The following is a 14,297-nucleotide window of genomic DNA, read 5'->3' as shown; positions in this document are numbered from 1 at the left end:
TCCAACGAACAAATTCTTTCTATGACTTCGTCCTTCGAACCGCAGCGGCGTTAGCTGCTCTCGTTCACACCGGTCATGTAGTTAACTACACTCCCGGTGATTCACTCGATTGCTGCCTTGCTGCAATTCAAATGACTCGCATAGCGTCTGTCTTATTGACAGAATCGTGGGGGTAAGATTGTAGACAAAATCACCGCCCACGTAAAGGCATTAGTTTGCAGAAGCGTTCAGGCCAGCCTGATCTACTGCAACACCTGCACCCATGGTGGTGGAGATGCTAACTTTCTTGATGTACACGCCTTTCGCCTGAGTCGGTTTTGCTTTTTTCAGCGCAACCAGCAGAGCTTCCAGGTTTTCTTTCAGTTTGTCAGCGTCAAAGTCCACTTTACCGATGGTGGTGTGGATGATGCCGTTTTTGTCGTTACGATAACGAACCTGACCTGCTTTAGCGTTCTTAACCGCTTCAGCAACGTTAGGGGTTACGGTACCCACTTTCGGGTTTGGCATCAGGCCGCGCGGACCCAGAACCTGGCCCAGCTGGCCAACAACGCGCATTGCATCCGGGGAAGCAATAACAACGTCAAAGTTCATTTCGCCTTTCTTGATCTGGTCAGCCAGATCTTCCATACCTACCAGCTCAGCGCCTGCAGCTTTAGCAGCTTCAGCGTTTGCGCCCTGGGCAAATACGGCAACGCGAACAGAACGGCCAGTACCGTGCGGCAGTACAGTTGCACCACGTACGTTCTGGTCAGATTTACGAGCATCGATGCCCAGGTTTACAGCAACGTCAACGCTTTCAACGAACTTAGCAGTAGCCAGTTCTTTCAGCAGAGAGATGGCTTCGTTGATGTCATACTGTTTAGTTGCATCAACTTTGTCACGGATCACGGACATGCGCTTGGTCAGTTTAGCCATTTCTTAGTCCTCCACTACCAGGCCCATGGAACGTGCAGTACCTTCGATGGAGCGAGTCATCGCTTCAATGTCGGCACCAGTCATGTCGGCAGCTTTGGTCTGCGCGATTTCCTGCAGCTGAGCGCGGGAAATTTTACCCACTTTATCTTTGTTCGGCTTACCAGAGCCGGACTTGATACCAGCCGCTTTTTTCAGCAGAACTGCTGCCGGCGGGGTTTTGGTAACGAAAGTGAAAGAACGGTCAGCGTAAACGGTGATAACAACCGGGATTGGCAGACCTTTTTCCATGGATTCAGTTTTTGCGTTGAACGCTTTGCAGAATTCCATGATGTTAACGCCCTGCTGACCCAGTGCTGGACCAACCGGCGGACTCGGGTTTGCCATACCAGCTGCAACCTGCAGCTTGACGTAGGCTTGTACTTTCTTAGCCATTCTTAAATCCTCAAATTGGGTATTAACGCTTCAGAGAAGCTCCCCGTGATTAAACATCGTTTTACGGGCCAGGCCCATAAAAACAAAAGGCGCGAAATTGTATGCCAATTTCGCGCCCTATGCAACGATTAAATCGCTGCTTTTTTGATCGCCGGCTTACGCCTTCTCAACCTGACCGAAGTCCAGTTCTACCGGCGTCGCACGACCGAAGATAGAAACAGAAACTTTCAGGCGGGACTTCTCATAGTCCACTTCTTCAACGACGCCGTTAAAGTCAGCGAACGGACCATCGTTGACACGAACCATTTCGCCCGGCTCAAACAGCGTTTTCGGACGCGGCTTATCGCCAACCTGCTGCAGGCGGTTCATGATGGCATCGACTTCTTTGTCGCTGATCGGCGCCGGACGGTCGGAAGTACCGCCGATGAAGCCCATCACACGCGGTACGCTGCGCACCAGGTGCCAGCTCGCGTCGTTCATGACCATCTGAACCAGAACGTAGCCAGGGAAGAATTTACGTTCGCTTTTGCGACGCTGGCCGCCACGGATTTCAACCACTTCTTCGGTTGGAACCATGACTTCGCCAAACAACTCTTCCATGTTGTGTAATTTGATATGTTCACGCAGCGAAGTAGCTACGCGACCTTCAAAACCGGAAAACGCCTGAACGACGTACCAGCGCTTTTTAGGAGCTTCAGACATCTCAGAACCTCAGGCCAGTGATAAAGGAGACCAGGCGAACCAGAATACCATCCAGTCCCCACAGGATCAGTGACATTACTGCAGTCACGGCAGCAACAATCAGCGTAGTATGCAGCGTTTCCTGGCGAGTCGGCCAAATCACTTTACGCACTTCAGTTCGCGCTTCGCGAGCAAAAGCAACGGTCGCCTTACCTTTCGTCGTCAACAGCGCGACGCCACCGGCAGCAGCAATAAGAATAACCACGGCCAGCGCACGCACCGCCAGCATAATGTCGCGATAAAGGAAGTTGCCCACGATCGCCACGATCAGCAGCACGGCAACGATAATCCACTTCATCGCTTCCAGGCCGCGCCCGCTCCCTTGAGCTTCGGTATTCGCACTCATAAACCAACCTGTCAGAAGTATTCTACAAACAATTTCACCCCGCGGGGGCGAGGCGATCCAAACCGAAATTAAGTTTCGGATTATACACTGAACGCGTTCAAACTGCTTCAACGCTGGCGGTTCTGGCGCCTCTTCCCTGCTATTGCAAAGGAGAACGCTGACTTGCCGTCGCGCTACCGCTCGAATGGTTTGGTGTATAAACGCCCTCTTCAGAGCCTGTCTCAGCAATGATTATGACAAAAAAAATCACTGATGAGCCAGGTTCTGGTATGAAAGCGTGCAAAAAGGGCATCAAATGATGCCCTTTTATTGCGCATTGCGTCAAATGTTATCAGCGATTAGCCGAGAACTTTAGCAACCACGCCCGCGCCAACGGTACGACCGCCTTCACGGATTGCGAAACGCAGACCATCGTCCATCGCGATCGGGTGGATCAGGGTAACAACCATTTTGATGTTGTCGCCCGGCATAACCATCTCTACGCCTTCCGGCAGTTCGATGGTGCCAGTCACGTCAGTAGTACGGAAGTAGAACTGCGGACGGTAGCCTTTGAAGAACGGAGTATGACGGCCGCCTTCGTCTTTGGACAGGATGTACACTTCAGATTCGAACTTGGTGTGCGGCTTGATGCTGCCCGGCTTAGCCAGTACCTGACCACGTTCGATTTCTTCACGTTTGATACCACGCAGCAGAACACCAACGTTCTCACCAGCACGGCCTTCGTCCAGCAGTTTGCGGAACATTTCAACGCCAGTACAGGTGGTCTTCGCGGTTTCTTTGATACCAACGATTTCAACTTCTTCACCGACTTTGATGATACCGCGCTCTACACGACCGGTAACAACGGTACCACGACCGGAGATGGAGAATACGTCTTCGATCGGCAGCAGGAACGGCTTGTCAATCGCACGCTCTGGTTCCGGGATATAGGTATCCAGGTGGCCAGCCAGTTCGATGATTTTCGCTTCCCACTCTGCGTCGCCTTCCAGCGCTTTCAGAGCAGAACCACGAACGATCGGGGTGTCGTCGCCCGGGAAATCGTACTGAGACAGCAGTTCACGAACTTCCATCTCAACCAGTTCCAGCAGCTCTTCGTCATCAACCATGTCGCATTTGTTCAGGAACACGATGATGTACGGAACGCCTACCTGACGACCCAGCAGGATGTGCTCACGAGTCTGCGGCATCGGGCCGTCAGTCGCAGCAACAACCAGGATCGCGCCGTCCATCTGCGCAGCACCGGTGATCATGTTTTTAACATAGTCGGCGTGGCCCGGGCAGTCTACGTGCGCGTAGTGGCGAGTCGGGGTGTCATATTCAACGTGAGAGGTGTTGATGGTGATACCACGAGCTTTTTCTTCCGGTGCGTTATCGATCTGGTCGAATGCACGAGCAGAACCACCGTAGGTTTTAGCCAGAACGGTAGTGATGGCAGCGGTCAGCGTTGTTTTACCATGGTCAACGTGGCCGATAGTACCGACGTTAACGTGCGGTTTTGTACGTTCAAACTTTTCTTTAGACATCGATTGTCCCTCTAAGACACGGATAAATCGGTGATATCACCACATCAACCAGGCAACATGCCCGACTTGTTGAATGAAAATAACAGAAGAGAAACAGGGAAGGAGAGAAAAGAAGTGGTGCTGATACCCAGAGTCGAACTGGGGACCTCACCCTTACCAAGGGTGCGCTCTACCAACTGAGCCATATCAGCACGTCTGGAGCGGGCAGCGGGAATCGAACCCGCATCATCAGCTTGGAAGGCTGAGGTAATAGCCATTATACGATGCCCGCATCCTGAAACTCGGCTACCCAGTTCTTTCTGTAATACTAAAGAGACTGCTCTCTTTAGTATTGAGCTGATTAGTTTACCCAACCAACTCCGGCTACGCAAAGCGTCGCCAGAAAGTGGTGGTGGGGGAAGGATTCGAACCTTCGAAGTCGATGACGGCAGATTTACAGTCTGCTCCCTTTGGCCGCTCGGGAACCCCACCCAAATTGTTATGGTGCCGACTACCGGAATCGAACTGGTGACCTACTGATTACAAGTCAGTTGCTCTACCTACTGAGCTAAGTCGGCATCAAGTAGCGCGCATTCTAGGGAGAGGAGCGAGTTCATGCAACTAAAAATTTGCATAAAACGTTCTCTTGCTCACATTTTGTGCTCTTACACGAAAAAACGGTGTAATTTCAAACAGGGCAGTGCAAATATTCGCCAGCAATCCAGCTCATCAGGAGCGGTTCCAGTCACCCGCTGATGCCCAGGATGTATGCGGACGACTGACAGAAAGGTAACGGGCCGTTAGCACTATCCTGCTGGTTTACTACGAATAAGAAACTTATTCCTCTCTTGTGATGCTGGCGCGAGAAAGCAGCATTCAATGAGTTTTTTTCTTATTATTCCCGGCAATCTGGTGTTACCCTCCTGCCCATTGTCCTGATTAACTCGTGTGAAGCATCGCCGTTTCAACGTATACGGCGATGGTAAGAACATGCTTATGAGCCAAAAAGAGCAGACGTTAATGACACCGTACCTACAATTTAACCGCCACCAATGGGCTGCACTTCGTGATTCTGTCCCGATGACGTTAACCGAGGATGAAATCACGCGGTTAAAAGGCATCAACGAAGATCTCTCTCTGGAAGAGGTTGCCGAGATCTATTTGCCGCTGTCGCGTTTGCTCAACTTCTATATCAGTTCTAACCTGCGTCGTCAGGCTGTTCTCGAACAATTTCTTGGTACCAACGGTCAACGCATTCCCTATATCATCAGCATCGCTGGCAGCGTTGCGGTGGGGAAAAGCACCACCGCGCGTGTACTGCAGGCCTTGCTTAGCCGTTGGCCGGAGCACCGCCATGTTGAACTCATCACTACTGACGGTTTTTTGCACCCTAACTCAGTATTGAAAGAACGCGGATTAATGAAGAAGAAAGGCTTCCCGCAGTCCTATGATATGCATCGACTGGTGAAGTTTGTCTCCGATCTTAAATCAGGTGTACCGCAGGCAACCGCGCCGGTTTATTCCCATCTGATTTATGATGTTATTCCCGACGGCGATAAAACCGTCGCGCAGCCGGATATTTTAATTCTTGAGGGACTCAACGTTCTGCAAAGTGGAATGGATTATCCGCACGATCCTCATCATGTATTTGTATCCGATTTTGTCGATTTTTCTATTTATGTCGATGCCCCGGAAGAATTACTGAAAAGCTGGTATATCAACCGTTTTCTCAAATTCCGAGAAGGGGCGTTTACCGATCCTGACTCCTACTTCCACAATTACGCTAAGCTGTCGAAGGAAGAGGCGGTGGATATTGCCACCTCGCTATGGAACGAGATTAACTTAATGAATCTTAAAGAAAACATCCTTCCAACCCGCGAACGTGCCAGCCTGATCATGACCAAAAGCGCCAATCATTCTGTGAATCAAGTACGCTTACGTAAATAAAGCAAAGGGAGCCGAAGCTCCCTTTTTTATTCTGCGCTGCGCAATGATATTTCACCGCCAACCCAGGCTTTTATCACCCCATCCTGTTCCAGCAATAGTGCGCCTTGCGCATCAATGCCCCGGGAAATTCCATAGATTTCTTTATCACCGATAATGAGTTTTACCGGGCGATGAATAAAGTTATCCAGTTTCTCCCAGCGCGGCAGATAGGGCGCTAACCCTTCCTGCTCGAACAGTTCCAGGCCCAGACGTAGCTCTTTAATCAGGCGCGCGGCGAGGAGATTGCGGTCGATGACAACCCCCGCCTCCTGAAGGCTTATCCACCCCTGATTGACCACGTCAGACTCCACGCGACGCATCACAAGATTGATACCCGCGCCACTAACGATTTGTGCAGCATCACCCGTTTTCCCGGTCAGTTCCACGAGGATCCCTGACAGTTTACGATCTTGCAGGTAAATATCGTTTGGCCATTTCACACGAACCTGATCGGCCCCGAGTTGCTGCAGAACTTCAGCGATCACGATACCAATCACCAGGCTGAGTCCAATAGCCGCCGCCGGCCCCTGCTCCAGGCGCCAGTACATCGAGAGATAAAGATTGGCGCCAAAGGGCGAGAACCATTTTCTACCTCGCCGTCCTCGCCCTGCCTGCTGATATTCAGCCACACAGGCATCCCCGGATGTCAGCTCATCAAGCCTGTCCAGTAAATACTGGTTAGTGGAGTCAATCACGGGGAGAACCGTCACTCGGCCATGTTCAATCTGTTGGGAAATCTTTTTCTCATCCAACAGATGAATGGGCTCCGGCAGGCTGTAACCCTTGCCTGGCACTGTAAACACATCGACGCCCCAGTCGCGTAAGGTCTGGATATGCTTATTAATCGCCGCCCGGCTCATGCCTAACTGCTCACCAAGCTGTTCACCTGAGTGGAACTCGCCATCAGCCAGGATAGAAATCAACGTTAAGGGAATAGTATGGTCTTTCACGCAATGCTCTCCTCTGCGTTGACTTCACCATGCGTTCCAATGAAGCGCACCTCGGGCTGAAGCCATACATCGAATTTCTTACCCACCTGCTGGCGAACGTAATGGGCTAGTTTTACCACGTCCTCGCTGGTCGCTCGATCTTCATTAATGAGTACCAGGGCCTGTTGTCGATGGACGGCCGCGCCGCCAATGCGTTGCCCTTTGAGCTGACATTGATCGATTAACCAGCCCGCGGCCAGCTTGACGGTGCCGTTTGCCTGCGGATAATGCGGCGCCTGGGGGAATTGCGCCAGCAGCGCTTCAGCAACCTGAGCGCTGACGATCGGATTCTTAAAGAAACTTCCGGCATTGCCGTTAATCCGGGGATCCGGCAACTTCGTCATTCGCATATGACAAACGGAATCGAATACCTGCTGCGGGGTGACGGTCTGTGGATCAAGACGCGTTAAATCACCGTAACTCAGTACAGGCTGCCATGCTTTCGCTAACGTTAAACCAATCGCGACGATGGCGTAGCGATCCTGGTATTCATGTTTAAAGATACTGTCACGGTAGCCGAAACGGCATTCCGCCGCTGAAAGACGCTGCTTACGACCCGTTTCCAGCTCAATGCAGTCCACATAGTTGCAAACCCGCTGGAGCTCGACACCGTAGGCGCCAATATTCTGGATCGGCGAAGATCCTGCGCAGCCAGGGATCAATGCCAAATTTTCCAGACCTGGCATCGCATGCTGTAGCGTGAACTGCACCAGTTGATGCCAGTTTTCGCCGGCGCCGACGTGCAAGCACCAGGCTTCCGGCGTTTCGCTCACCTCGATCCCCATAATTCGGTTGAGGATCACCGTACCGGCATAGTCGTTCAGAAACAGGACATTACTACCTTCCCCAAGGATCAGCGTGGGTTCGCCTGCCGCGACAGCAGTTTGCCAGGCGCTTAATAACTGCTGCTCAGTTTCGGCGCGTACAATCGTCCTGGCGGAGCGCTCAATGCCAAAGGTATTCCAGGGTTTGAGGGAGTGGTTCATAGTGGCTTCCTGATGCAAAATCGGCGTTAGTTTACCGTATCTGGCGGGGGAAGGCTTGCCTGATTGCAGGGGCAGTGATATTGGGGGCGTTACCGGTAATGATGCGGTGTACCGGTCCGGGCTACAGGTCGTGCAGGGCGGGTGCGAATCCGTAGCCCCGGTAAGCGCAGCGCCACCGGGGAGATATGCCCACACAGCAAAAAACCCCGCACCTTTCGGGACGGGGTTCTTGTTAAAACGCAAAAACAAAAATCTCAGTCTTTCGACTGAGCTTTCTGCTTTATTTGATGCCTGGCAGTTCCCTACTCTCACATGGGGAGACCCCACACTACCATCGGCGCTACGGCGTTTCACTTCTGAGTTCGGCATGGGGTCAGGTGGGACCACCGCGCTAGTGCCGCCAGGCAAATTCTTTGTGCTCGTCCTGTGTCTTTTGCGCTCATACTGCGTTGGCTGCTCTCGCGAGTGTCAGTCACATACTTATGTATGCTCCTTCCATCGCCTCGTTTGCCGCCTTGTCTCAGCGCAAAATCCTTCGGACTCTGAATCAGAGCTGAAAATCTTCTCTCAAATCGCCAAAACATCTTCGGCGTTGTAAGGTTAAGCCTCACGGTTCATTAGTACCGGTTAGCTCAACGCATCGCTGCGCTTACACACCCGGCCTATCAACGTCGTCGTCTTCAACGTTCCTTCAGGAGACTTAAAGTCTCAGGGAGAACTCATCTCGGGGCAAGTTTCGTGCTTAGATGCTTTCAGCACTTATCTCTTCCGCATTTAGCTACCGGGCAGTGCCATTGGCATGACAACCCGAACACCAGTGATGCGTCCACTCCGGTCCTCTCGTACTAGGAGCAGCCCCCCTCAATTCTCCAGCGCCCACGGCAGATAGGGACCGAACTGTCTCACGACGTTCTAAACCCAGCTCGCGTACCACTTTAAATGGCGAACAGCCATACCCTTGGGACCTACTTCAGCCCCAGGATGTGATGAGCCGACATCGAGGTGCCAAACACCGCCGTCGATATGAACTCTTGGGCGGTATCAGCCTGTTATCCCCGGAGTACCTTTTATCCGTTGAGCGATGGCCCTTCCATTCAGAACCACCGGATCACTATGACCTGCTTTCGCACCTGCTCGCGCCGTCACGCTCGCAGTCAAGCTAGCTTATGCCATTGCACTAACCTCCTGATGTCCGACCAGGATTAGCTAACCTTCGTGCTCCTCCGTTACTCTTTGGGAGGAGACCGCCCCAGTCAAACTACCCACCAGACACTGTCCGCAACCCCGGTCAGGGGCCTACGTTAGAACATCAAACATTAAAGGGTGGTATTTCAAGGTTGGCTCCACGCAGACTGGCGTCCACGCTTCAAAGCCTCCCACCTATCCTACACATCAAGGCTCAATGTTCAGTGTCAAGCTATAGTAAAGGTTCACGGGGTCTTTCCGTCTTGCCGCGGGTACACTGCATCTTCACAGCGAGTTCAATTTCACTGAGTCTCGGGTGGAGACAGCCTGGCCATCATTACGCCATTCGTGCAGGTCGGAACTTACCCGACAAGGAATTTCGCTACCTTAGGACCGTTATAGTTACGGCCGCCGTTTACCGGGGCTTCGATCAAGAGCTTCTCCTTACGGATAACCCCATCAATTAACCTTCCGGCACCGGGCAGGCGTCACACCGTATACGTCCACTTTCGTGTTTGCACAGTGCTGTGTTTTTAATAAACAGTTGCAGCCAGCTGGTATCTTCGACTGGTCTCAGCTCCATCCGCAGGGACTTCACCTACACACCAGCGTGCCTTCTCCCGAAGTTACGGCACCATTTTGCCTAGTTCCTTCACCCGAGTTCTCTCAAGCGCCTTGGTATTCTCTACCTGACCACCTGTGTCGGTTTGGGGTACGATTTAATGTTACCTGATGCTTAGAGGCTTTTCCTGGAAGCAGGGCATTTGTTACTTCAGCACCGTAGTGCCTCGTCATCACACCTCAGCGTTAAAAGGTACCGGATTTACCTGGAACCTCCGCCTACATGCTTAAACCGGGACAACCGTCGCCCGGCTAACATAGCCTTCTCCGTCCCCCCTTCGCAGTAACACCAAGTACAGGAATATTAACCTGTTTCCCATCGACTACGCCTTTCGGCCTCGCCTTAGGGGTCGACTCACCCTGCCCCGATTAACGTTGGACAGGAACCCTTGGTCTTCCGGCGAGCGGGCTTTTCACCCGCTTTATCGTTACTTATGTCAGCATTCGCACTTCTGATACCTCCAGCAACCCTCACAGGCCACCTTCGCAGGCTTACAGAACGCTCCCCTACCCAACAACACATAGTGTCGCTGCCGCAGCTTCGGTGCATGGTTTAGCCCCGTTACATCTTCCGCGCAGGCCGACTCGACCAGTGAGCTATTACGCTTTCTTTAAATGATGGCTGCTTCTAAGCCAACATCCTGGCTGTCTGTGCCTTCCCACATCGTTTCCCACTTAACCATGACTTTGGGACCTTAGCTGGCGGTCTGGGTTGTTTCCCTCTTCACGACGGACGTTAGCACCCGCCGTGTGTCTCCCGTGATAACATTCTTCGGTATTCGTAGTTTGCATCGGGTTGGTAAGTCGGGATGACCCCCTAGCCGAAACAGTGCTCTACCCCCGAAGATGAGTTCACGAGGCGCTACCTAAATAGCTTTCGGGGAGAACCAGCTATCTCCCGGTTTGATTGGCCTTTCACCCCCAGCCACAAGTCATCCGCTAATTTTTCAACATTAGTCGGTTCGGTCCTCCAGTTAGTGTTACCCAACCTTCAACCTGCCCATGGCTAGATCACCGGGTTTCGGGTCTATACCCTGCAACTTAACGCCCAGTTAAGACTCGGTTTCCCTGCGGCTCCCCTATACGGTTAACCTTGCTACAGAATATAAGTCGCTGACCCATTATACAAAAGGTACGCAGTCACACCCGAAGGTGCTCCCACTGCTTGTACGTACACGGTTTCAGGTTCTTTTTCACTCCCCTCGCCGGGGTTCTTTTCGCCTTTCCCTCACGGTACTGGTTCACTATCGGTCAGTCAGGAGTATTTAGCCTTGGAGGATGGTCCCCCCATATTCAGACAGGATACCACGTGTCCCGCCCTACTCTTCGAGTTCACAGCCTGTGCATTTTGGTGTACGGGACTATCACCCTGTACCGTCGGACTTTCCAGACCGTTCCACTAACACACAAGCTGATTCAGACTCTGGGCTGCTCCCCGTTCGCTCGCCGCTACTGGGGGAATCTCGGTTGATTTCTTTTCCTCGGGGTACTTAGATGTTTCAGTTCCCCCGGTTCGCCTCGTTAACCTATGTATTCAGTTAACGATAGTGCAACGAATTGCACTGGGTTTCCCCATTCGGACATCGCCGGTTATAACGGTTCATATCACCTTACCGACGCTTTTCGCAGATTAGCACGTCCTTCATCGCCTCTGACTGCCAGGGCATCCACCGTGTACGCTTAGTCGCTTAACCTCACAACCCGAAGATGTTTCGTAAAACACCATCTTGTCGCGAAAATTTGAGAGACTCGAACACACCATTAAAGATGTGTCGTTTCAATTTTCAGCTTGATCCAGATTTTTAAAGAGCAAAACTTCGCAGTGCACCTTTTCAGGTTCACTCTGAAGTTTTCTTGTGTTTGCAGTAAAGATGGTGGAGCTATGCGGGATCGAACCGCAGACCTCCTGCGTGCAAAGCAGGCGCTCTCCCAGCTGAGCTATAGCCCCATCGTTTGCAACCTCTTCAAATTTGCTTCGCAAATTTGGTAGGCCTGAGTGGACTTGAACCACCGACCTCACCCTTATCAGGGGTGCGCTCTAACCACCTGAGCTACAAGCCTGTAGAGGTTTTTACTGCTGTTTTTCATCAGACAATCTGTGTGAGCACTACAAAGGCAGGTTCTTTAAGGTAAGGAGGTGATCCAACCGCAGGTTCCCCTACGGTTACCTTGTTACGACTTCACCCCAGTCATGAATCACAAAGTGGTAAGCGCCCTCCCGAAGGTTAAGCTACCTACTTCTTTTGCAACCCACTCCCATGGTGTGACGGGCGGTGTGTACAAGGCCCGGGAACGTATTCACCGTAGCATTCTGATCTACGATTACTAGCGATTCCGACTTCATGGAGTCGAGTTGCAGACTCCAATCCGGACTACGACATACTTTATGAGGTCCGCTTGCTCTCGCGAGGTCGCTTCTCTTTGTATATGCCATTGTAGCACGTGTGTAGCCCTGGTCGTAAGGGCCATGATGACTTGACGTCATCCCCACCTTCCTCCAGTTTATCACTGGCAGTCTCCTTTGAGTTCCCGGCCTAACCGCTGGCAACAAAGGATAAGGGTTGCGCTCGTTGCGGGACTTAACCCAACATTTCACAACACGAGCTGACGACAGCCATGCAGCACCTGTCTCACAGTTCCCGAAGGCACCAATCCATCTCTGGAAAGTTCTGTGGATGTCAAGACCAGGTAAGGTTCTTCGCGTTGCATCGAATTAAACCACATGCTCCACCGCTTGTGCGGGCCCCCGTCAATTCATTTGAGTTTTAACCTTGCGGCCGTACTCCCCAGGCGGTCGATTTAACGCGTTAGCTCCGGAAGCCACGCCTCAAGGGCACAACCTCCAAATCGACATCGTTTACAGCGTGGACTACCAGGGTATCTAATCCTGTTTGCTCCCCACGCTTTCGCACCTGAGCGTCAGTCTTTGTCCAGGGGGCCGCCTTCGCCACCGGTATTCCTCCAGATCTCTACGCATTTCACCGCTACACCTGGAATTCTACCCCCCTCTACAAGACTCTAGCCTGCCAGTTTCGAATGCAGTTCCCAGGTTGAGCCCGGGGATTTCACATCCGACTTGACAGACCGCCTGCGTGCGCTTTACGCCCAGTAATTCCGATTAACGCTTGCACCCTCCGTATTACCGCGGCTGCTGGCACGGAGTTAGCCGGTGCTTCTTCTGCGGGTAACGTCAATCGGTGAGGTTATTAACCTCACCGCCTTCCTCCCCGCTGAAAGTGCTTTACAACCCGAAGGCCTTCTTCACACACGCGGCATGGCTGCATCAGGCTTGCGCCCATTGTGCAATATTCCCCACTGCTGCCTCCCGTAGGAGTCTGGACCGTGTCTCAGTTCCAGTGTGGCTGGTCATCCTCTCAGACCAGCTAGGGATCGTCGCCTAGGTGAGCCGTTACCCCACCTACCAGCTAATCCCATCTGGGCACATCTGATGGCATGAGGCCCGAAGGTCCCCCACTTTGGTCTTGCGACGTTATGCGGTATTAGCTACCGTTTCCAGTAGTTATCCCCCTCCATCAGGCAGTTTCCCAGACATTACTCACCCGTCCGCCGCTCGTCACCCGAGAGCAAGCTCTCTGTGCTACCGCTCGACTTGCATGTGTTAGGCCTGCCGCCAGCGTTCAATCTGAGCCATGATCAAACTCTTCAATTTAAGTTTGATGCTCGTGAATTAAACTTCGTAATGAATTACGCATGTTCACTCAGAGACTTGGTATTCATTTTTCGTCCGAGGACGTTAAGAATCCATGTCACTTTGAGTGCCCACACAGATTGTCTGATAAATTGTTAAAGAGCAGTGCCGCTTCGTTTTTCGCTGCGGCGCGGGGTGTGCATATTACGCTTTCCCGCCTCAGAGTCAAGCATTTATTTTTGCTTTTCTCTGCGAGGTTCTCACCGGAACCCCGCTGACCCGGCGGCTTGTTTGCCGTTGTTCCGTGTCAGTGGAGGCGCATTATAGGGAGTAATTCTGAGGTGACAAGGGGAAATTCAAAAAAACTTTTCGTTCGCTCGATTTTCCATCACAACGCGAGTTTTACGCGCTATTTGCGCGCCATTTGTGCGATTTCCCGAGCAAACCGGGATACCTGTTGCCAGTCGGTATAGACCACTTCTTTGCGGGTATCCGTTTCCCCCCCGGTCATTTTCATAATCAGGCGGATCATAAACCGATCGTACCAGCTGTAGCGCGGGTAGCGCAGCGCGCCGGCAAATACCGCGCAGCTCTGCGGCTGCCACGGCGAGTTCAGCAGAAACTTACGCGTATAGCTGTTGGTCTGCGGCGTGCGCTTCTCGGGTTTACGCGCCACCAGGTTAACAGAGAAGAATGCTCCCGGCAGCGCCTGCAATGATGCCAGATGCTTTTTCACAAAGCGGTCCACCGCCGGATGAAAGTGCCCGTAGCGAATCGACGCGCCGATGACCACCCGATCGTAGTGATGCCATTCGACGACATCGGTACGGTTCAGGTTCAAGATGTCCGCGTCGATGCCCAGCTCTTTCAGCTCGGAGGCCAGAAACGAAGCGATTTCACGGGTCTGCCCGTCGCGGGTGGAGAAGAGTATTAAAGTTTTCACGA

The 14,297-nt window shown here is 52.3% G+C and carries 9 protein-coding genes, 6 tRNA genes and 3 rRNA genes; 1 reads left to right on the top strand and 17 read right to left on the bottom strand.

Features of this window, described 5'->3' with window-relative positions:
- Positions 1-210 precede the first annotated feature (210 nt).
- From rplA to SPE70_RS00800, 9 genes are all read right to left on the bottom strand, one after another.
- On the bottom strand, positions 211-915 hold the full coding sequence (gene rplA / locus SPE70_RS00840; RefSeq protein ID WP_008808006.1) for a 50S ribosomal protein L1: 705 nt from the start codon (positions 913-915) through the stop codon (positions 211-213).
- Positions 916-918: 3 nt separating this feature from the next.
- Entirely contained in the window at positions 919-1,347 is a 429-nt protein-coding gene (rplK, locus tag SPE70_RS00835) for a 50S ribosomal protein L11 (protein ID WP_008808007.1), read from the bottom strand.
- Between the two features lie 156 nt (positions 1,348-1,503).
- Complete coding sequence (gene nusG / locus SPE70_RS00830; RefSeq protein ID WP_007665882.1) at positions 1,504-2,049, bottom strand: transcription termination/antitermination protein NusG; 546 nt, start codon at positions 2,047-2,049, stop codon at positions 1,504-1,506.
- Between the two features lies 1 nt (position 2,050).
- On the bottom strand, positions 2,051-2,434 hold the full coding sequence (gene secE, locus SPE70_RS00825) for a preprotein translocase subunit SecE (protein ID WP_002883772.1): 384 nt from the start codon (positions 2,432-2,434) through the stop codon (positions 2,051-2,053).
- Between the two features lie 338 nt (positions 2,435-2,772).
- Complete coding sequence (gene tuf, locus SPE70_RS00820; RefSeq protein WP_012543214.1) at positions 2,773-3,957, bottom strand: elongation factor Tu; 1,185 nt, start codon at positions 3,955-3,957, stop codon at positions 2,773-2,775.
- A 115-nt stretch (positions 3,958-4,072) separates the two neighbouring features.
- Positions 4,073-4,148, bottom strand: a tRNA-Thr gene (locus SPE70_RS00815).
- 5 nt (positions 4,149-4,153) lie between these two features.
- Positions 4,154-4,228: transfer RNA gene (locus SPE70_RS00810), tRNA-Gly, on the bottom strand.
- Between the two features lie 115 nt (positions 4,229-4,343).
- A tRNA-Tyr gene (locus SPE70_RS00805) sits at positions 4,344-4,428 on the bottom strand.
- Between the two features lie 10 nt (positions 4,429-4,438).
- Positions 4,439-4,514 (bottom strand) — tRNA-Thr (locus SPE70_RS00800).
- A 418-nt stretch (positions 4,515-4,932) separates the two neighbouring features.
- On the opposite strand from SPE70_RS00800, the gene coaA reads away from it, so the two are divergent.
- On the top strand, positions 4,933-5,883 hold the full coding sequence (coaA, locus tag SPE70_RS00795) for a type I pantothenate kinase (RefSeq protein ID WP_012543215.1): 951 nt from the start codon (positions 4,933-4,935) through the stop codon (positions 5,881-5,883).
- 26 nt (positions 5,884-5,909) lie between these two features.
- Here coaA and birA read toward each other — a convergent pair whose 3' ends face one another.
- From birA to hemG, 8 genes are all read right to left on the bottom strand, one after another.
- Positions 5,910-6,872 (bottom strand): bifunctional biotin--[acetyl-CoA-carboxylase] ligase/biotin operon repressor BirA, encoded by a 963-nt coding sequence (gene birA, locus SPE70_RS00790; RefSeq protein WP_008808010.1) that lies wholly within the window; start codon positions 6,870-6,872, stop codon positions 5,910-5,912.
- Positions 6,869-7,897, bottom strand: a complete 1,029-nt coding sequence (gene murB / locus SPE70_RS00785; RefSeq protein WP_012969181.1) for a UDP-N-acetylmuramate dehydrogenase — start codon at positions 7,895-7,897, stop codon at positions 6,869-6,871. Before murB ends, birA begins: the two co-directional genes overlap by 4 nt.
- A 289-nt stretch (positions 7,898-8,186) precedes the next feature.
- Positions 8,187-8,302, bottom strand: a 5S ribosomal RNA gene (gene rrf / locus SPE70_RS00780).
- 191 nt (positions 8,303-8,493) lie between these two features.
- Positions 8,494-11,397, bottom strand: a 23S ribosomal RNA gene (locus tag SPE70_RS00775).
- Between the two features lie 178 nt (positions 11,398-11,575).
- Positions 11,576-11,651, bottom strand: a tRNA-Ala gene (locus SPE70_RS00770).
- Positions 11,652-11,687: 36 nt separating this feature from the next.
- Positions 11,688-11,764, bottom strand: a tRNA-Ile gene (locus SPE70_RS00765).
- A gap of 69 nt (positions 11,765-11,833) precedes the next feature.
- A 16S ribosomal RNA gene (locus SPE70_RS00760) occupies positions 11,834-13,373 on the bottom strand.
- Together the 16S, 23S and 5S rRNA genes with 2 tRNA genes alongside form the textbook arrangement of a ribosomal RNA operon.
- 388 nt (positions 13,374-13,761) lie before the next feature.
- Positions 13,762-14,295: a menaquinone-dependent protoporphyrinogen IX dehydrogenase gene (hemG, locus tag SPE70_RS00755; protein ID WP_050887809.1), complete on the bottom strand. Its 534-nt coding sequence runs from the start codon at positions 14,293-14,295 to the stop codon at positions 13,762-13,764.
- Between the last annotated feature and the right edge of the window lie 2 nt (positions 14,296-14,297).

This window comes from Klebsiella sp. ZJOU C1 (assembly GCF_035620215.1).
Lineage (GTDB): Bacteria > Pseudomonadota > Gammaproteobacteria > Enterobacterales > Enterobacteriaceae > Klebsiella > Klebsiella variicola.
Note: the sequence above shows the minus strand (reverse complement) of the source record. Positions and strands in the feature narration are given on the sequence as shown.